The 18,526-nt window shown below is 69.6% G+C and carries 14 protein-coding genes; 11 read left to right on the top strand and 3 right to left on the bottom strand.

The genetic code is table 11. From position 1 onward, the window contains the following. Positions 1-2 precede the first annotated feature (2 nt). The 3 genes from M8R19_RS30070 (at position 3) to M8R19_RS30060 (ending at position 3,527) form a co-directional block, all read left to right on the top strand. Positions 3-1,091 carry a polyamine ABC transporter substrate-binding protein gene (locus M8R19_RS30070; RefSeq protein WP_249919784.1) on the top strand — a complete coding sequence of 363 codons (1,089 nt, stop codon included), beginning with the start codon at positions 3-5 and terminating at the stop codon, positions 1,089-1,091. Positions 1,092-1,109: 18 nt separating this feature from the next. After that, on the top strand, positions 1,110-2,726 hold the full coding sequence (locus M8R19_RS30065; protein WP_249919783.1) for a gamma-glutamyltransferase family protein: 1,617 nt from the start codon (positions 1,110-1,112) through the stop codon (positions 2,724-2,726). 405 nt (positions 2,727-3,131) lie between these two features. Next, positions 3,132-3,527 (top strand): NUDIX hydrolase, encoded by a 396-nt coding sequence (locus M8R19_RS30060; RefSeq protein WP_052267932.1) that lies wholly within the window; start codon positions 3,132-3,134, stop codon positions 3,525-3,527. Between the two features lie 534 nt (positions 3,528-4,061). Here M8R19_RS30060 and M8R19_RS30055 read toward each other — a convergent pair. Both M8R19_RS30055 and M8R19_RS30050 read right to left on the bottom strand, forming a co-directional pair. Beyond that, entirely contained in the window at positions 4,062-4,922 is an 861-nt protein-coding gene (locus M8R19_RS30055; RefSeq protein ID WP_249919782.1) for a CAP domain-containing protein, read from the bottom strand. Positions 4,923-5,007: 85 nt separating this feature from the next. Then, entirely contained in the window at positions 5,008-6,066 is a 1,059-nt protein-coding gene (locus M8R19_RS30050; protein WP_249919781.1) for an AraC family transcriptional regulator, read from the bottom strand. A gap of 101 nt (positions 6,067-6,167) precedes the next feature. On the opposite strand from M8R19_RS30050, the gene M8R19_RS30045 reads away from it, so the two are divergent. Both M8R19_RS30045 and M8R19_RS30040 read left to right on the top strand, forming a co-directional pair. After that, positions 6,168-7,352, top strand: a complete 1,185-nt coding sequence (locus M8R19_RS30045; RefSeq protein ID WP_249919780.1) for an acetyl-CoA C-acyltransferase family protein — start codon at positions 6,168-6,170, stop codon at positions 7,350-7,352. A 112-nt stretch (positions 7,353-7,464) separates the two neighbouring features. Further along, positions 7,465-8,034 (top strand): TetR/AcrR family transcriptional regulator, encoded by a 570-nt coding sequence (locus M8R19_RS30040; protein WP_249919779.1) that lies wholly within the window; start codon positions 7,465-7,467, stop codon positions 8,032-8,034. Between the two features lie 37 nt (positions 8,035-8,071). On the opposite strand, the gene M8R19_RS30035 is transcribed toward M8R19_RS30040, so the two are convergent. Continuing rightward, complete coding sequence (locus tag M8R19_RS30035; RefSeq protein WP_283939775.1) at positions 8,072-10,171, bottom strand: TonB-dependent receptor domain-containing protein; 2,100 nt, start codon at positions 10,169-10,171, stop codon at positions 8,072-8,074. A gap of 118 nt (positions 10,172-10,289) precedes the next feature. Here M8R19_RS30035 and M8R19_RS30030 point away from each other — a divergent pair, with 118 nt between their 5' ends. The 6 genes from M8R19_RS30030 to M8R19_RS30005 all read left to right on the top strand — a co-directional run bounded on the left by M8R19_RS30030 (position 10,290) and on the right by M8R19_RS30005 (position 18,498). Further along, positions 10,290-10,454 carry a hypothetical protein gene (locus M8R19_RS30030; RefSeq protein WP_249919777.1) on the top strand — a complete coding sequence of 55 codons (165 nt, stop codon included), beginning with the start codon at positions 10,290-10,292 and terminating at the stop codon, positions 10,452-10,454. Between the two features lie 102 nt (positions 10,455-10,556). Continuing rightward, positions 10,557-12,209, top strand: a complete 1,653-nt coding sequence (locus M8R19_RS30025) for an ABC transporter substrate-binding protein (protein WP_502943030.1) — start codon at positions 10,557-10,559, stop codon at positions 12,207-12,209. Next, a complete protein-coding gene (locus M8R19_RS30020; RefSeq protein ID WP_249919776.1) occupies positions 12,206-13,189 on the top strand; it encodes an ABC transporter permease in 984 nt (327 codons plus the stop codon). Before M8R19_RS30025 ends, M8R19_RS30020 begins: the two co-directional genes overlap by 4 nt. Next, a complete protein-coding gene (locus M8R19_RS30015) occupies positions 13,186-14,043 on the top strand; it encodes an ABC transporter permease (protein ID WP_249919775.1) in 858 nt (285 codons plus the stop codon). Before M8R19_RS30020 ends, M8R19_RS30015 begins: the two co-directional genes overlap by 4 nt. Next, a complete protein-coding gene (locus tag M8R19_RS30010; RefSeq protein ID WP_249919774.1) occupies positions 14,043-15,755 on the top strand; it encodes a dipeptide ABC transporter ATP-binding protein in 1,713 nt (570 codons plus the stop codon). Before M8R19_RS30015 ends, M8R19_RS30010 begins: the two co-directional genes overlap by 1 nt. 679 nt (positions 15,756-16,434) lie before the next feature. Then, complete coding sequence (locus M8R19_RS30005) at positions 16,435-18,498, top strand: TonB-dependent receptor family protein (RefSeq protein ID WP_249919773.1); 2,064 nt, start codon at positions 16,435-16,437, stop codon at positions 18,496-18,498. Positions 18,499-18,526 lie beyond the last annotated feature (28 nt).

Below are 18,526 nucleotides of genomic sequence, written 5' to 3'. Positions count from 1 at the left end.
CCATGCGCCACCGCGTTCTGCTCGCCAGCCTCAGCCTGCTCGCCTGCGCCGTCGCCCAGGCCGACGACAAGCTCGTGCGTTTCTACAACTGGTCCGACTACATGGGCCCGGATACCCTCAAGGACTTCCAGAAGGACAGCGGCATCAAGGTCCAGTACGACGTCTTCGACACCAACGAGATGCTCGAGGCCAAGCTGCTCTCCGGGCACTCCGGCTACGACCTGGTGGTGCCCTCCAGCCAGTTCCTCACCAAGCAGATCAAGGCCGGCGTCTACCAGCCGCTGGACCGCAGCAAGTTGCCCAACTGGAACCACCTCGACCCGCGCCTGATGCAGCGCCTGGAAGCCGCCGACCCGGGCAACAAATACGCCGTGCCCTACATGTGGGGCACCGTCGGCATCGGCTACAACGCCGACAAGGTCAAGGCCGCGCTCGGCGCCGACGCCCCGGTGGACTCCTGGGACCTGGTGTTCAAGCCGCAGAACCTGGCCAAGCTGCACGACTGCGGCGTGGCCTTCCTCGACGCGCCGGTGAAGATCATCCCCCAGGCCCTGCACTACCTCGGCCTGGACCCCAACAGCCACAACCCCGACGACTACAGGAAGGCCTCGGCGCTGCTGCAGAAGCTCGCCCCCTCGGTGACCTACTTCCACTCCTCGCGCTACCCGACCGACCTCGCCAACGGCGACATCTGCGTGGCCATCGGCTACTCCGGCGACGTGATGCAGGCGCAGAGCCGCGCCAAGGAGGCCGGCAAGCACATCGATATCCGCTACGTGATCCCCAGGGAAGGCGCCAACCTCTGGTTCGACATGCTGGCCATCCCGCGCGACGCGCAGAACCCGGCCGGCGCCCTGGCTCTGGTGAACTACCTGCTGCAACCGCAGGTGATCGCCCCGGTGAGCGACTACGTCGGCTACGCCAACCCGAACAAGGACGCCACCGCCCTGCTCGACCCCAAGGTACGCGACAACCCCGGCATCTACCCCAGCGACGCGGTGATCGACAAGCTGTTCGTCTCCGCCGACCTGCCGCCGAACATCCAGCGCGTGATCACCCGCGAGTGGACCCGCATCAAGACCGGCCAATGACCTTCGAAGAGCCCTGCCATGCTTAACTTCTCCGCCCACGAATACCCCTACGCCTCCCAGCGCCAGAGCGTCTTCGCCCGCAACGGCATGGTCGCCGCCTCGCAACCGCTGGCCGCCGAGGCCGGCATCGCCATGCTGCGCGCCGGAGGCAACGCCATCGACGCGGCCATCGCCACCGCGGCGGCGCTGACGGTGGTCGAGCCCACCGGCTGCGCCATCGGCGGCGACGCCTTCGCCCTGGTCTGGGTCAAGGACCAGTTGCACGGCCTGGACGCCAGCGGCCACGCCCCCGCCTCGCTGTCCATCGACGCGGTGAAGGCCGCCGGCCACGGGAAGATGCCGGTGCACGGCTGGCTGCCGGTCACGGTGCCGGGCATCCCCTCGGCCTGGGCCGAGCTGTCCGCGCGCTTCGGCAAGCTGCCCTTCGCCGAATTGCTGCAACCGGCCATCGCCCTGGCCCGCGACGGCTTTCCGGTATCGCCGGTGGTGGCCCACCAGTGGGAAATCGCCCGCCGCGAATACCAGGCCAGCCGCACCGCTGAACCGGTGCTGGAAGCCTGGTTCGACACCTTCACCCTCGACGGCGAAGCGCCGCGCGCCGGCCAGCTGTTCCGCAACCCGGCCCAGGCGCGGACCCTGGCCGAACTGGCCGAGACCAAGTGCGAGAGCTTCTACCGCGGTGCCATCGCCCAGCGCCTGGCCGCGCATTCCGCGGCCAGCGGCGGCCACCTGGGCGCGGCGGACCTGGCCGGCTACCGGCCGAAATGGGTCGAGCCGATCAAGGCCAACTACCGCGGCTATGACGTCTGGGAAATCCCGCCCAGCGGCCAGGGCCTGATCGCCCTGATGACGCTGAACATCCTCCAGGGCTTCGACTTCGACCAGCGCGACAGCCAGCTCACCTGGCACCGCCAGCTGGAAGCGATGAAGAAGGCCTACGCCGACGGCCTGCACTACATCACCGACCCCGAGCACATGCGCGTGGCCGCCAGCGCCCTGCTGAGCGAAGCCTACGCCGCGCGCCGCCGCGCCGAGATCGGCGAGCGCGCCCAGGCGCCGCAACACGGCGACCCGCACGCCAGCGGCACCGTGTACATCGCCACCGCCGACGGCGAAGGCAACATGGTCTCCTTCATCCAGAGCGCCTACCACGGCTTCGGCTCCGGCGTGGTGCTGCCCGACAGCGGCATCGCCCTGCAGAACCGCGGCTCGGAATTCAGCCTCGACCCCGGCCACGCCAACGCCCTGGCCCCGGGCAAGCAGACCTTCCACACCATCATCCCCGGCTTCCTCAGCAAGGACGGCGTGGCGGTCGGCCCCTTCGGCGTGATGGGCGGCTACATGCAGCCCCAAGGCCACGTGCAGATGGTGATGAACCTGGTGGACTTCGGCCTCAACCCGCAAGCCGCGCTGGACGCCCCGCGCTGGCAGTGGCTGGGCGGGATGAAGGTGGGCATAGAACAGAGCGCCCCGCGCGACCTCGCCTTCGCCCTGGCCCGCCGCGGCCACGAGGTGGAAGTGGCCTGCGACCTGACCGACTACGGCCGCGGCCAGATCATCGTCCGCGACCCGCAGACCGGCGTGCTCTGCGGCGGCACCGAACCGCGGGCGGATTCGCATATCGCGGTGTGCTGATCGCGGACGGAGTCCGCTCCTACGCGCCATGCCATTCCCATGTAGGAGCGGATTTATCCGCGATTTCGCCGGCAAGGCCGGCGCTCGGTCATTCCCGTAGGATGGGTTGAGCGAAGCGATACCCATCACCGCCACCACATGGGTTTCGCAAGCTCAACCCATCCTACGAAAGGCACCTCGGCGCAAGCCGGAACACCGCGCCCCAAAACCGCCCATCCCCCCGCCGACCGATCAGAAATTTCCATTGCCCGAATCAGCGGTTTCAAATGGAACGCTGCCTTCCCCCCTGCGTATCCTGCGCGCCGCGCCGGCTGGCGCCGTTCTTGCTTATTTTTTGTGACAAATTCATGACAAGCGTTGTCTGCTATTACAGATGTATGTGGCAAGCAGTATCAGGGGGTGCCCATGGGTAGTGCGATCAAGGAACGGGCGACAGTGATCTGCCGTCAGGACGACAAGATCCTTTTCGTGCGCAAGGCCCGGCGCAAATGGAACCTGCCCGGTGGCCGCATCGAGGCCAACGAGGCCCCGCGCCAGGCGGCCCAGCGCGAGCTGGCCGAAGAAACCGGTCTGCAGGTGGAGGCCATGGCCTACCTCGCTCCGCTGGAGCTGTACCAGACCCTCCACTACGTGTTCGAAACGGCCCTGCCCGAGCCGCAGAACCCCCAGCCGCAGAACGAAATTGCCGACTGCCGCTGGTTCTCCCTGGACGAACTGGCCAAGCGCAACGTCAACAAGGCCATCAAGCGCCTGCTCAAGGACTACCGCAACCCGCAGGCGCAGCAGTCCTCCAGCGCCTGACGCCGCCAGGCCGGCTCGCGAAAATACGGCACATCCGGCCCCTGTTGGGCGCAACTGCCTACAGGCCGCGCCGAAGCGCCCTTCATAGGATGGGTGGAGCGAAGCGATACCCATCGCCCCTCCCCATCGCCGGCCCTGCCGGCGGGATCGCGGATGAATCCGCTCCTACCGTACGGCCAGGCCCGGCTCGCTCCTACGAAAGGCGGTGTTCACCTGTAACGTAGGAGCGGACTCCGTCCGCGATTGGCCCCGGCCGCGCGAGCCATCCGGCATCGGTGTTCCGCCCAACGATTGGGCGCAATCGTAGGAGCAACTGTCTTGCCGATTGCACCGAGGCGCTTTTCGTAGGATGGGTTGAGCCTTGGCGAAACCCATGCGGCCACGGCGATGGGTATCGCTTCGCTCAACACCATCCTACGAAAGACGCCGGTGGTTTCGGCTATCGCGGATGAGATCCGCTCCTGCGCAGCCCCACCCACCGCATTCCCATGTAGGAGCGCGCCCTGCGCGCGAAACGCGGGCAGGCCCGCTGCCTCAGGGCGCGCCGAACAGCAGCGTCCAGTACACCCCCTGGTCGCTGCGCGACTCGCTGGCGTAGGCGCCGCCGACCTGAGTGAACAGCGGGTTCATCAGGTTGGCGCAATGCCCGGGGCTGGCCAGCCAACTGGCCATGGCCTGGCTCGTCGAGCCCTGCCCGGCGGCGATGTTCTCGCCGATCTGGCGGCCGCGGTAGCCGGCGGCGCGGGCGCGGTCGGCCGGGGTGTCGCCGTCGGGGTCGCGGTGGGCGAAGTAGTTGCCGCGCGCCATGGCCCGGCTGTGCGCCTGCGCCGCCGCGCCCAGCGCCGGGCTCCAACTCAGCGGCCGGGCCGCGGCGAAACGCCGGTCGCCGCACAGCCGCGCCCGCGAACGCGCCGCGTTGACCTGGGCCAGCAGCGCCCGTCCCGCTGCGCGCGGGTCCTCCAGGCTGCCGCCGCCCATCGAGCGCGCCAGCACCAGGCGCCATTCGCCGCGGGCGCGGCTCACGCCGGCATCGGCGAACTGCGGGTCCAGCAGCGCCGAGCAATAGCGCTCGCGCAGCATGTCGAAGGCCTCCCCGGCATCGGCCGCACCCAGCAGACGAATACTGCGCACCACCTGCGCCTGGTAGCCGGCAGCCCGCACGCCTTCGCGCAGGCCGCCGCCGAAGCCCACCGGCAGCGCCAGGCTGGCCTGCGACGTCAGCGGCGCCAGCCGCCTCGGCATACTTCCGCCACACCCCGAGGGATGCGCGCGGTAGGCGTTGATGGCCGCCAGCAGGCGGCTTTCCTCGCCGGCCCGGGCGGGGCCGGCCAGCAGGGGCGAAAGGCAGAGCAGGAACGACAGGCACGACGACAGACGACGGGCGATGGGGCGCATGAACGGCAGTGGACTCGGCTGATGGACGACACGGCCAGCCTCAGACTGCCGCCACCGGCCAAGGTTCAGCGCCGCCGGGCGCCGTTCAGCCGCCGCCCTGGGCGCGGGCCGCGCGGTAGCGCCCGGGGCTCATGCCGGTCCACTGGCGGAAGGCGCGGTGGAACGCGCTGGGCTCCTGGAAGCCACAGCGCGCGGCGATCTCGGCGATGCTCAGGCTGGCATCATCCAGGCACTCGAAGGCCAGCGCCCGGCGCACCTCGTGCTTGATCATCTGGTAGGAAAAGCCCTCGCGCTCCAGCTGGCGGCGGAAGGCCGATTCGCTCAGCGCCAGCTGCGCGGCCATCTGCGCCTGGGACGGCCAGTCGAGGTCACCACCGGCCTTCAAGCGGCGGTAGACCTTGGCCGACAGCCCGGAACGGTTGCGGAAACGCACCACCACGCCCTCCGGGGCCTGGCGCAGGAACTGCTTGAGGCTGGCGAAGTTGCGGATCACCGGCAACGCCAGTTGCTGGGCGTTGAATTCCAGCTCGGTGTGATCGGCGTCGAAGCGTATCCACGGCCCCCACAGCAGCGGCTCGGCGCCGTGGGGCGGCTGCGGGTGGCCGAAGCGGGCGCGGTCGGGATTGATGCGCCGCCCCACCAGCCAGCAGGCCACGCCGATGACCATGCTCAGGTAGATTTCCTCTGCCACGCCGCGCAGGGTGGCGTCGTCGATGCGCGTGTGCAGCACGATGGCCGCGCGGTTGCCGCGCAGCTCCAGGTGCGCGCGGATATCGCGCAGGAACAGGTTGAAGCCAGCCAGGCACTGGCGCAGGGCGCGGCCCAGGTCCGGCTCGTGCAGCACGCTGCGGCAGACCATGGCGAAGGCGCCGCGCGGCAGGCCGGCGGAATCGAAGGCGAAGAACTCGTCGCCCAGCTCCTCGGTCAGCAGCAGCCACAGGCGCGTCACCGCCTCCGCCGGCACCCGGTGCAGCGGCTCGTCCAGCCAGTGCGGCTCGATGCCGGCCTGCGCCAGCAGCTCGGCGGCGCGCTGCGGGCGGTCGGCCAGGCGGTGCAGCGCGGCCTTCACGAAATAGGCCGCCACCGAGTCGCGCCGGCGCGGGGTGGCCGTCTGTTCCTCGGGGCCCAGGGCGGGTTTCATCATCCGATATGTCCAAATTCGTCAGCCGGGACTGCGCAATTCTGGCATAGGACGCCACCGCATCGCCTTCTAGACTGCTCGCCATTCTGCCAGGAGCCCTTCCCATGAACAGACCAGAAGTCTTCGTCGTCAGCGCGGTGCGCACCGCCATCGGTACCTTCGGCGGCACCCTCAAGGACACCCCGCCCGCCCAACTCGCCACCCTGGTCACCCAGGCCGCGCTGGCCCGCGCCAACTGCGACGCGCAGCGCGTCGAGCACGTGGTGTTCGGCCACGTCATCCCCACCACGCCCAAGGACGCCTACATCAGCCGCGTGGCGGCGCTGCAGGCCGGCATTCCCAAGGAGGCCCCGGCCTTCACCGTCAACCGCCTGTGCGGCTCGGGCCTGCAGGCCATCGTCAGCGCCGCCCAGGGCCTGATGCTGGGCGACTCGCGCGTCGCCATCGCCGGCGGCGCCGAGTGCATGAGCCAGTCCGGCTACCTGGTGCCCAGCGCCCGCTGGGGCGCGCGCATGGGCGACGTGAAGATGCTCGACTACATGCTCGGCGCCCTGCAGGACCCGCTGCACGGCATCCACATGGGCATCACCGCCGAGAACATCGCCAAGCAGCACGGCATCACCCGCCAGGACCAGGACGCCCTGGCCCTGCAGAGCCAGCAGCGCGCCGCCCGCGCCATCGCCGAAGGGCGCTTCGCCGGGCAGATCGTCCCGGTGGAAATCCGCAGCCGCAAAGGCACCAGCCTGTTCGAGGTGGACGAGCACGTGCGCGCCGAGGCCAACCTTGAGCAACTGGCGAAGATGAAACCGGCCTTCCTCGAAGACGGCAGCGTCACCGCCGGCAACGCATCGGGCCTGAACGACGGCGCCAGCGCCCTGCTGCTGGCCACCGCCGAGGCGGTGAAGAGCGAGAACCTGCAGCCCATCGCGCGGGTGGTGGCCTACGCCCACGCCGGCGTCGAGCCCACCCTGATGGGCCTCGGCCCGATCCCGGCCACCCGCCTGGCCCTGCAGCGCGCCGGCCTGAGCGTGGCCGACCTGGACGTGATCGAGTCCAACGAAGCCTTCGCCGCCCAGGCCTGCGCGGTCAGCCGCGAGCTGGGCTTCGACCCGGAGAAGGTCAACCCCAACGGCTCGGGCATCTCCCTGGGCCACCCCATCGGCGCCTCTGGCGCGATCATCGCCACCAAGGCCATCCACGAGCTGCAGCGCATCCAGGGCCGCTACGCGCTGGCCACCATGTGCATCGGCGGCGGCCAGGGTATCGCCGTGATCTTCGAACGCGTCTGATCGGGCCGGCCGGCCCCGGAGGCGCCCAACCCACGAAACGGGCGCACCGCGGCCGGCCGCCCTTTCGGCGCGCCTTCCCGGCGACAGCACGATACGACGTACAGGTGCCCAGATGAACAGCACGCCCGCCTCCCCCGGCTCGCGCTTCGCGCGCAACCGCCCCAAGGCCCTGGAGCTCTTCGCCCGGCGCGGCTTCGCCCAGGTCAGCCTGCGCGAACTGGCGCGCCACCTGGAGCTGACCGCGGGCTCGCTCTACAGCCATTGCGCGAGCAAGGAAGAGCTGCTGCTGGAGTTCATCGAGGAACACTACCTGGCGCTGCTTTCGCTGTTCGACCAGCGCCGGCTGCGCGGCTGCCCCAAGGCCGCCCTGCAGCGGGTGGTCGAGGGCCTGGTGGCGTTGTACGAAAGCAACCCCCTGCACTTCCAGCTGGCGACCCGCGACGCCGGCTGCCTCAGCGACGAACAGCGCCAGTGCGTCGAACGGCTGCGTCGGCAGCTCGGCCAGAAGCTCGATGCGCTGCTCTGCTCCGCCGGTTACGCCAGCCCCGGCCAGGCCTGCCAGCCCACCCTGGAACTGTTCGAACACCTACCCCTGTGGCTGGCCCGCTACCCGCTGGACCAGCAACAGCGCTGCGCCACCCTGCTGCGCTCGCTGACCGCCGCGCTGGCGCCTGGCGCCTGAAGCGGCGGGGCCGGCACGGCGCCGGCCCCGCGGCGGCTCAGAAGCGCACGGCCACCCCGGCGGTGACGTTGAACGGGTCGCCCGGGTAGAAGTTGGCCGAGTCCCGGCCCTTGGCGTCGTAGGCGGTGTTGGCCGCGGTGGCGTAGTGCTCGTTGGTCAGGTTGCGCAGGTCGAGGAACACCTCCCAGCGCCGGCCCGGCGCCTGGTAGCCCAGCTTGGCGCCCCACAGCGTGTACGAAGGCGCGCCCAGGCTGTTGGCGTAGTCCACGTAGTAGCTGGAGGCCGCCCGCGCGTTGAGCTCGGCGTAGTAGCCGTCGTGCCGCTGGTAGTTCAGCTGCGCCTGGTACACCTGGCGCGGCAGGCTGGGCAGTTCGTTGTCGCCGAAGGTGCTGTCGCCGCGGTAGTGGAAGTCGTTCAGCGTCCAGGCCTGGCGCAGGTCCAGGCGGTCGCCGTTGGCGCCTTCCCAGAGCTGGATGCCCAGCCCCGCCTCGATGCCCTGGTGGATGGTCGGGCTGGCGTTGGAGTTGGCCACCAGCGCATCCGCCGTGGCGGTGGCCTGGCGCACCACCACCGAGAGCAGTTCGTCCTTCACCCAGGAGCGGTACAGCGTCAGGCTGCCGTCAACCACCCCGACGCTGCCGCGGATGCCCACCTCCAGGGTGTCGGCCTTCTGCGGGGTGAGCGGGCGGATGTACGGCACGCTGGTGCTGCCCAGTTGCCAGGTCACCGGCGGGTCGATGGAGCGGCTGGCGTTGCCGAACAGTTGGATGTCCGGCGTCAGCTGGTAGCGCAGGCCGACACGCGGCGCGGCGTACCACTTGTTGTAGCTGACCTCGCTGGGGAACTCGCTGGTGTTGGCGCTGGTGCTGTACTCGATGCTCACGTCGCGGTCGATGTTGATCGCCGAGAGCCCGCTCACCAGCCACAGGCGCGGGTCCAGCTGCAATTCGTTGCCGAAGGCGAACACGGTATCCCGCGAGCCGGTGTAGTCGGTGTGCTGCAGCAGCTGGCCGGTGGCGCGGCTGTGGGACTTCACGTCGGCGAACTGCGAGCGGGTGCTGCTGAAGGTCAGGGTGGTGTCGCTGGGCAGGCCGAACAGGCGGTCCTGGCTGCGCAGGTAGCGCAGCGTCAGGTTGGTGTCGGTGGAGCGCCAGTCCTGCGGCGTGGCCGAGTAGCGCCAGCCGTTGAGCAGCGGGTAGTCGTTGACGCTCAAGCCCACCTGCAGCCGCGAGTCGTCGTCGAAGCGGTAGGTGGTGGTGCTGCCGACCCAGGTGGAGCCGTCCTTCTTGCGCCCGGTGGGCACCTTGTTGGAATTGGAGTCGTGCTTGATCTGCGCGCGGGTCAGGGTGTTGCCCTGGGTCAGCGTCTCCTCGCGGTAGCGCACGATCAGCCGGGTATCCAGGCGCTCGTTGAAGCGGTGGCCGAGGTTGGCCACCAGCTCCTGGCCCTTGTTCGGGGTGTCGTGCTGGTAGCCATCGCGCTCGTTGTGGAAGATCGACACGTAGTAGTCGCTGTCGTCCACCACCCCGCCGGTGCTCAACTGCTGCTTGCGGTAGCCGAAGCTGCCGGCCTCCAGGCGCAGGTAGTTGCCCGGCGCGGTGTAGCCGCTGTGGGTGACGAAGTTGATGGCGCCGCCCAGGCTGGTGGCCGCGTAGTCGAAGGCGTTGGCACCGTAGAGCACCTCGGTGTGATCGATGCCGTTCATGCTCAGGTAGTCTTCCTGGGTGCCGCCCGGGCCGGTGATGGGCAGGCCGTCGAACAGGTATCTGATGCCCAGCGCGTAGCCCTGGTAGAAGGTGTTCAGGCCCGAGCCGCGGATGGAAATCTTGTTCGCCCCGCTGCCGCTGGTGGCCTGGGCGAATATCCCCGGCTGCAGCGCGAACACGTCCTCGGCGTTGGTCGCGCGGCCCTTCTCCACTTCCTTGTTGTCCACCACCACGGCCGCGCCGGGCACCTTCTTCAAACGCTCCTCGGCCTTCTGCGCCTCACTGCGGGCGGCGCCCTCCACCACCACGGTGGCCAGGCGGGTATCGGCGCCCTCCGGCTGGGCCGCCCACAGCGGGCCGCCGGCCAGGCACAGGCCGGCGCCGAGGCTCAGCAGCCGGCCCCCCAGGCCGGCGCGGGTTGTACGGGTCATGGTTTTTTTCGAATGCACGGCAAGGCTCCTTAGGTCCTCCAATGAGTGGGCGAGCCTCTATGCGCATAGTCGTGCTCGACAGCGCTTTCGCAGAATCCATGCCAAGCATTAATTCCTTATGAATCAATCAGTTAATAAAAAGCACGCTGTACTCGAAGGAACATCTGTTGCCGCGCTGTTGATCGCTTCACAACCCGCCGCCAACCACCCGCTGCTCAGCCAGCAACAGCGAATCGACAAACTGCCCGCGCAGCAGCGTGGAATCGAGGCGCAACCCCACTGAAACGGGCCTTCCAGGCCGGGCATGGCTTGTGCAACGCAGCCTGGGCGGCCGCTCCCGGAGCGCACGCCGCCCCGTCTTCCACCTGCAGAAGGCTGCCCACGCTTGAAGCCCAGACGAACACCCCCACAGCCCCTGGCCCTCGCCCTGCCCTTGCTGCTCGCCGCCGCGCTCGGCGGCTGCCGCGACGCGCAGGACCACCAGGCCCACAGCGACACCCCGGTCAGCGGCGGCACCCTGACCTACGCCACCGACCGCGAACCCATCTGCCTCGACCCCCACGTCGCCGGCGACATGCCCCAGGTGTTCCTCGGCCGGCAGTTCCTCGACTCGCTGGTGTCCATGGACGCACAAGGCCGCATCGGCCCCTGGCTGGCGACAAGCTGGGAAGTCTCCGCCGACGGCCTGAGCTACACCTTCCACCTGCGCGACGACGTGCGCTTCAGCGACGGCACGCCCTTCGACGCCAACGCGGTGAAGGCCAACCTCGACCACATGGTCGACCCGCGCACCCAGTCCAGCACCGCCGGCGGCTACGTGCGCCAGTACCGCGGCACCGACATGCCCGACGCGCACACCGCGGTGGTGCACCTGGCCACGCCCTACGCGGCCTTCCTCGAAGTGCTGGCCCAGGGCTTCCTCGGCATCCAGTCGCCCGCCGCGCTGCGCCGCCCGCGCGACGAGAACTGCGAGAGCCCGGTGGGCAGCGGCCCGTTCAAGGTGGTGCGCTGGGACCGGCAGAGCCAGGTGGTGCTGGAACGCAATCCCGACTACCACTGGGCGCCGCCCACCGCGGCGCACCAGGGGCCGGCGTACCTGGAGCGCATCGTCTGGAAGTTCATCCAGGAGCCCTCGGTGCGCTTCGCCTCGCTGCAGGCCGGCGAGGTGGACGTGATCGAGAGCGTGCCGCCGGAATCCCACGCCGCCGCGCGGGCCAACCCGGAGGTGTCGCTGCTGGTCGCCCAGCGCCCCGGCAACCCCACCAACGGCACCCTCAACATGACCCGCGCGCCCTTCGACGACCTCCGCGTGCGCGAGGCCTTCATCCGCTCGGCCGACATAGACGCGGCGCTGAAGAGCGTGTACTTCGGCGAATTCCCCCGCGCCGGCGGCCCGCTCAGCCCGGCCACGCCCTTCTACAGCGCGGACTTCGAACACGCCCAGGACTACGACCCGCAGCGCGCCGAGCAGTTGCTCGACGCCGCCGGCTGGACCGGGCGCGACGCCGAGGGCTACCGCAGCCGCGGCGGCAAGCGCCTGCAGGTCCACGTGATCATGGGCAACCGCACGCCGCCTTCGGAATTCAGCCTGTGGGAGCAGGTGCAGGCCACCGCCCGCCGCGCCGGCTTCGAGGTGATCATCGAGCAGATGAGCGACGTGCTCGCCCAGCAGCGCCAGGCCGACTGGGACTACGACATCCGCATCGGCTACTGGAACACCAACACCCCGGACGTGCTGCGGATCATCTTCGGCTCGGCCTTCCTGCGCCCGGCCGGGGTGCGCGGCTACCACCAGAACACCGCCGGCTTCGACGACCCGCGCTTCGACGCCCTGGTGGAACAGGCCCTGGCCACCCAGGACGGCGAGCGCCGCCGCGAGCTGTACCACCAGGCCCAGGCCCTCGCCTCCAGCCAGTACCTGCAGCTGACCACCTACCCGCAGAGCACCCGCCTGGGCATCTACAAGCGCGCCCACGGCGTGCGCCTGGAGCCGTCGCTGGCGGTCACCTCCCTCTACGACACCTGGGTGAACCCATGAGCCAGCCCCTTACCGCACCCGACCCGCGCCGCGAACGCCTGCTGCGCCTGGCCCGCCACGCCGCCTGGCGCCTGCTCGGCGGCCTGCTGGTGCTGTGGGCCGCCGCCAGCCTGACCTTCTTCGCCCTGCGCCTGATGCCCGGCGACCCGGTGCTGGCCATCCTCGGCGGCCCCAGCGGCAACCCCACCCCGGAGACCATCGCCGAGGCCACCCGCGAATACGGCCTGGACCGGCCGTTGGCGGTGCAGTACGCCATCCACCTGGGCCACCTGCTGCGCGGCGACCTCGGGGTGTCCTACTCGCAGCACCTGCCGGTGACGCGCATCCTCGCCGAACAGACCGGCCCCACCCTGCAGCTGACCTTCGCCGCCCTGGTCCTGGCCTGGCTCATGGTGCTGGGCTGGACGCTGCTCAGCGCCGGCCGCCGCCACTGGTTCGGCGGCCTGGCCTCGCTGCTGGAGACCCTCGCCGCGGCGCTGCCGCAGTTCTGGCTGGCGATCCTGCTGCTGGCCGCCTTCGCCTTCGGCCTGCAACTGTTCCCGCCGGCCGGCAGCGACGGCCTGCGCAGCCTGGTGCTGCCGGCCCTGGCGCTGGCGGTGCCGCTAGCCGGGTTCATCGGCCAGGTCACCCGCGAGGCCCTGGAGATCACCCTGGAGCAGCCCTTCATCCTCTCCGCGCGCACCCGCGGCCTCAGCGACCGCGCCGTGCGCTACCGCCACGCCCTGCGCCACTCGGTGCTGCCGGCCATCTCGCTGTCGGGCTGGGCGCTGGGCGCGCTGCTCAGCGGCTCGGTGGTGGTGGAGGTGATCTTTTCCCGCAAGGGCCTGGGCCGCCAGCTGTTCCAGGCCGTGCAGAGCCAGGACCTGCCGCTGGTGCTGGGCATCACCCTGGTGGTCGCCGCCGGCTACGTGCTGGCCAACATCCTGGTCGACCTGCTCTACGAGCTGGTCGACCCCCGCCTGCAAAGGAGCGCGGCATGAGCGAACTCGCCCCCACACTCGAACTGCCCCTGGCGCCGCGCCGGCAGGCCCGCGCGCTGCCCTGGCCGGCGCTGCTGGCGACGGCCTTCCTGGCGGCGCTGGTGGCCGCCGCGCTGTTCCCGCAGCTGTTCGCCCACGGCGACCCGCTAGCCATCCAGCCGCGCGAGGCGTTCAGCGCGCCGGGCTGGGCCCACTGGTTCGGCACCGACCAGTCCGGCCGCGACATCTACGCGCGGGTCATCCACGGCGCGCGCCAGTCGCTGACCATTGGCCTCACCGCCACCGCCCTGGCGATGAGCATCGCCATCGGCCTGGGGCTCGCCGCGGGCCTGGCCGGCGGCGCCGTGGACCGCGGCATCGGCTGGCTGCTGGAAGTGCTGTTCGCCTTCCCCAGCCTGATCCTCGCGCTGCTCTTCGTCGCCATCTTCGGCAGCGGCATCGGCCCGCTGATCATCGCCACCGGCATCGGCAGCGCGCCGGGCTACGCGCGCATGGTCCGCGGCCAGGTGCTGGCGGTGCGCCACGCCGGCTACATCGAGGCCGCCCGCGCCCTGGGCCACGACCCGTGGCGCACCATCGCCCGGCAGATACTGCCCAACGCCATGCGCCCGCTGATCGTCACCCTGACCATGGGCGTGGGCCACGCCATCGTCTGGGCCTCGGCGCTGAGCTTCCTCGGCCTGGGCGCGCGGCCGCCGGCGCCGGAATGGGGGACCATGCTGTCCATGGGCCGCGACTTCATCGTCAACGCCTGGTGGCTGACCTTCTTCCCCGGGCTGTTCATCGTCCTCACCACCCTGTCGACCACGGTCGCCGGGCGCTACCTGCAACAACGCCTGGAGGGCCGCCGCTGATGCCGCGCCAACCGCTGATAGTCGAAGACCTGTCCGTGCATTTCGGCGAGCACCGCGTGCTCGACCGCCTGTCCTTCACCCTGCCGCCGGGCCGCGCACTGGCGCTGGTGGGCGAATCCGGCTCGGGCAAGAGCGTGCTGGCGCGCAGCCTGGTGGGCCTGGCCGGCGCCGGCGCGCGGGTGCAGGCGCGGCGCCTGGAATACGCCGGGCGCGACCTGCTGGCCCTGGACGAGCGGCGCTGGCGCGAACTGCGCGGCCGCGAGATCGGCTTCGTGCTGCAGGACGCCCTGGTGTCCCTGGACCCGCTGCGCCCGGTGGGCCAGGAAATCCTCGAAGTGCTCGCCACCCACCGCTGGGGCGACCGCCACAGCCGCCAGCAGCGGGTGCTGGAATTGCTGGAGAAGGTCGGCGTGCCGGAACCGGCCTTGCGCGCCCGGCAGCGCTCCGAACAACTCTCCGGCGGCCTGCGCCAGCGCGCATTGATCGCCAGCGCCCTGGCCCTGGACCCGGGCCTGGTGATCGCCGACGAGCCAACCACCGCGCTGGACGCCACCGTGCAGGCGCAGATACTCGGCGTGCTGCAGCAGGTGAAGGAGCGCGGCGACTCGCTGCTGCTGATCAGCCACGACCTGGCGGTGGTCGCCCAGCTCGCCGACGAGGTGCTGGTGCTGCGCCACGGCGAAGTGGTGGAACAGGGGCCGATCGAACAGATTCTCCACGCGCCGCGCCACCCCTACACCCGCAGCCTGCTGGAGGCGATCCCCGCCAACCGCCCGCGCGGCACCCGGCTGACGCCCGGCGCGGCTCCCGCAGTGCGCCGCGCGGAGGCAGTACAGCCGCAGGTGCTGCTGGAAGCCCGCGGCCTCGGCAAGCGCTACCGCGGCCCCGACCAGCAATGGCGCCAGGTGCTCGACGACGTCAGCTTCCGCCTGCACGCCGGGCGCACCCTGGGCATCGTCGGCGAATCCGGCTCGGGCAAGAGCACCGCCGCGCGCATCGCCCTCGGCCTGCTGGAGCCGGACGCCGGCAGCGTGGCATTCGCCGGCCAGCCCTGGAACGCGGCCGCCGCGCAGCGCATCGCCGAGCGCGAACGGCGCCCGCGGCGGCGCGACATCAGCGTGATCTACCAGGACCCGCTGAGCTCCTTCGACCCGCGCTGGAGCGTCGGCCAGGTGCTCGACGACGCCCTCCAGGCCGGTGGCCTGGAAGCCGCGCGGCGCCCGGCGCGCATCACCGAACTGCTGCGTCAGGTGCGCCTGCCGGCGGAACTGGCGCAGCGCCGCCCGCTGCAACTCTCCGGCGGCCAGCGGCAACGGGTGGCCATCGCCCGCGCCCTGGCCAGCCAGCCGAAGGTGATCATCTGCGACGAACCGGTGTCGGCGCTGGACGTCTCGGTGCAGGCCCAGGTGCTCGACCTGCTGGCCGACCTGCAGGACGAACTGGGCCTGGCCTACCTGTTCATCTCCCACGACCTGGGGGTGATCCGCCACCTCAGCGACGAAGTGCTGGTGATGCTGCAGGGCAAGGTGGTCGAGGCCGGCCCCACCGAGGCGGTGCTGCGGAACCCGCAGCATCCCTACACCCAGCGCCTGCTGGCCTCGGTGCCGCAACTGCCGGCCGAGGGCCGCCCGAAGGTGGCGCAGCTGGCACCGGCCAGCGTCGACCTGGCGCCGCCGTTCGAAGAGCGCTGGTTATGGGGGTTGGCAGTTTGAAGGGGGCGCTGCTGTTGTAGGAGCGAGCTTGCTCGCGAACGGGGTTCTGCCGGTCGGAGGCGGTGCCTGTCCTGAAGAGCGCCCTCTCCCTAACCCTCTCCCTGAAGGGAGAGGGGACTGTCCTCTGCCAATCGCGGCATCAGCACACTCCTGCAACTTCCGGCTTAAGCCAGACCACCAGAGCACACCGAACGGCCCCCTCTCCCTTCAGGGAGAGGGCTGGGGAGAGGGTACAGAGTCAGCCTCCCACACCAGTCTCACCGGCTGGCCCTGTTCGCGAGCAAGCTCGCTCCTACAAAAACCACCACAACTTCCCCCGCCCCCGCAATACAACTTCCCGCCACCCAACACCCCGTTATTTGCATATAACCCAAACACTGCGCACAAACCAACAGAACATCAGCACCTGTTGATCCAACGCAAGCAGACAAAAACCCATAAAAACCACCAACACATTGATTTAAAAGGACTTAACCACTTGGCACGAGTCCTGCTCAAGTACAGATTGAGCATGACTATACGAATAGAAAGCCAATTACTTTATCTATTCCATGAGGATTCGAAGTTGGTGGTTAATTATTCTGGGGGTGAGTGGGGGAAACTTGCCGTGGCTATTCGCCGGGCAACATTCTGGTCGGCAAGTTTCGGTTCGGCGGTATTGCTGGTGGGGACCCAGGCAATGGCCGAAACCGCAGGCAGCGATGCCAGCGACAGCAATAAGGAAAACAGCGGTACCCGCCTGCAGACAGTAGTGGTGCAGGCACAGAAGGAAACCCCGGTGGAAGCGGCGCGCAGCCAGCTCGCCGACGTGCCCGGCGGCGTCAGCGTGGTGGACAGCGAGCAGCTTTCCAAGGGCCGTACCGCCAACCTGCAGGACACCCTGGCCTACCAGCCCGGCGTGTTCGTGCAGTCCACCGGCGGCAACGACGCGGCGAAGATTTCCATCCGCGGCTCGGGCGCCAACACCTCGCCGGGCTACTTCCGCGAGGGCATCAAGTTCCTCTTCGACGGCCTGCCGCTGACCGGCCCGGGCGGTACGCCCTACGAGTTCCTCAACGGCTCGGGGGTGAACTACACCGAGATCCTGCGCGGCGCCAACGCCTTCCAGTACGGCGCGCTGACCCTCGGCGGCGCGGTGAACTTCGTCAACCAGACCGGCTACACCGCGCCCGGCACCCGCCTGCGGGTGGAGGCCGGCAGCTACGGCTACCAGAAGGAAGTGCTCAGCGCCGGCGGCGTGGTCGGCGGCTTCGACTACTACGCCAACGTCGACAACTACCGCAACGACGGCTACCGCGACTACAGCCTGTCGAAGAGCCAGGGCGTGGTGCTCAACCTGGGCTACCGCTTCAACCCGAAGCTGGAGACGCGCCTGCTGGTGCGCTACCGCGACGAGTACCACAACGACCCCAGCGCCATCACCCTCAAGCAGCTCAAGCACGACCCGGACAAGGCCAGCCCCACCGCCGCCAGCAGCGGCGCCGGCAGCCGCCGGCCGGGCAGCACCTGGGTCGGCAGCAAGACCACCTACACCTTCGACGACGACTCCAGGCTGGACGTCGGCCTGGTCTACTACGACTACCCGCACAACAACAGCCCGGACAGCCCGACCAACCCCAGCTACTGGGACTGGCACGACCTGAGCTTCGTCCTCAACTACGCGCGCAGCGACCAGTGGTTCGGCCACGAGAGCCGCTCCAGCGCGGCCTTCACCTCCACCGAGCACATCAAGGGCGGAGTCGACTCGACGCGGGCCAACAAGCAGCCGGTGAAGGTGGTGGACTACGGTTCGTCCTTCGACCACGTCTTCTCCTTCGGCAACGACCTGGAGCTGACCGAGGACCTCTGGCTGACCACCGGCCTGTCCTTCATCAACGTGCGCCGCAGCACCGACATCAAGTACGTGAACACCAGCAACACCAGCGGCTACCCGAGCAAGGACACCTACGAGAACTGGAGCGCCGCGCCGCGCATCGGCCTGCGCTACCAGCTGACGCCGGACCTGCAGCTGTTCGGCAACTTCAGCCGCTCCATCGACCCGCCGGCGTCCTGGCAGTACTCCAACTCGTCGGCCGCCACGCCCTTCGTCAAGCCGCTGGTGGAACAGAAGGCCAACACCCTGGAGGTCGGCATCAAGGGCTCCCACGGCATCTTCGACGGCAGCCTGGCGCTGTACCGCTCGTGGATCCGCGACGAGCTGCTGAACGTGCAGATCATTCCCGCCACGGCCACCACCGCCGCGGTCACCTCGGCCTTCAACGCCGAGAGTCCGACCATCCACCAGGGCGTCGAGGCCGGGTTGAACACCCTGCTCTGGGAAAACAGCGTCGGCGAGAAGATCAGCTGGCGCCAGGCGTACACCTACAACGACTTCTACTACCGCCACGACGACACCTTCGGCGACAACCAGCTGCCGGGCATTCCCAAGCACGTCTACCAGGGCGAGCTGCAGTACCAGCACCCCAGCGGCTTCTATGGCGGCGTCAACGTGACATCCGCCTCGCGCACCGCGGTGGACTACGCCAACAGCTTCTACGCGCCCTCCTACACCATCTTCGGCGCGGGGGTCGGCTACGAGGCGCCGAAGAAGGACTGGAAGGTCTCCCTCGACCTCAAGAACCTCGCCAACGAGAAGTACGTGACCGCCGTGGCGCCGCAGTACGACGCCAAGGGCAAGGACGTCGCCGCCCTCTACCCGGGCGACGGCATCGGCGCCTACGTCGGCCTCGAACTGCGCTACTGACCGGCCGCGCCACCCGACCGGGGCGGCG

It is taken from the genome of Pseudomonas sp. R3.Fl (assembly GCF_023516765.1).
Lineage (GTDB): Bacteria > Pseudomonadota > Gammaproteobacteria > Pseudomonadales > Pseudomonadaceae > Pseudomonas > Pseudomonas citronellolis.
The sequence above is the reverse complement of the archived record's forward strand: the minus strand, read 5'-3'. Positions and strand labels throughout refer to the sequence as shown.

Excerpts from the sequence above, each read along its gene's own strand:
- M8R19_RS30040 (WP_249919779.1), top strand. The coding sequence starts at position 7,465 with ATGAACAGCACGCCCGCCTCCCCCGGCTCGCGCTTCGCGCGCAACCGC.
- M8R19_RS30010 (WP_249919774.1), top strand. The coding sequence starts at position 14,043 with ATGCCGCGCCAACCGCTGATAGTCGAAGACCTGTCCGTGCATTTCGGC.
- M8R19_RS30055 (WP_249919782.1), bottom strand. The coding sequence starts at position 4,922 with ATGCGCCCCATCGCCCGTCGTCTGTCGTCGTGCCTGTCGTTCCTGCTC.
- M8R19_RS30030 (WP_249919777.1), top strand. The coding sequence starts at position 10,290 with ATGAATCAATCAGTTAATAAAAAGCACGCTGTACTCGAAGGAACATCT.
- M8R19_RS30045 (WP_249919780.1), top strand. The coding sequence starts at position 6,168 with ATGAACAGACCAGAAGTCTTCGTCGTCAGCGCGGTGCGCACCGCCATC.
- M8R19_RS30070 (WP_249919784.1), top strand. The coding sequence starts at position 3 with ATGCGCCACCGCGTTCTGCTCGCCAGCCTCAGCCTGCTCGCCTGCGCC.
- M8R19_RS30035 (WP_283939775.1), bottom strand. The coding sequence starts at position 10,171 with ATGACCCGTACAACCCGCGCCGGCCTGGGGGGCCGGCTGCTGAGCCTC.
- M8R19_RS30005 (WP_249919773.1), top strand. The coding sequence starts at position 16,435 with ATGGCCGAAACCGCAGGCAGCGATGCCAGCGACAGCAATAAGGAAAAC.
- M8R19_RS30015 (WP_249919775.1), top strand. The coding sequence starts at position 13,186 with ATGAGCGAACTCGCCCCCACACTCGAACTGCCCCTGGCGCCGCGCCGG.
- M8R19_RS30060 (WP_052267932.1), top strand. The coding sequence starts at position 3,132 with ATGGGTAGTGCGATCAAGGAACGGGCGACAGTGATCTGCCGTCAGGAC.
- M8R19_RS30065 (WP_249919783.1), top strand. The coding sequence starts at position 1,110 with ATGCTTAACTTCTCCGCCCACGAATACCCCTACGCCTCCCAGCGCCAG.
- M8R19_RS30050 (WP_249919781.1), bottom strand. The coding sequence starts at position 6,066 with ATGATGAAACCCGCCCTGGGCCCCGAGGAACAGACGGCCACCCCGCGC.
- M8R19_RS30020 (WP_249919776.1), top strand. The coding sequence starts at position 12,206 with ATGAGCCAGCCCCTTACCGCACCCGACCCGCGCCGCGAACGCCTGCTG.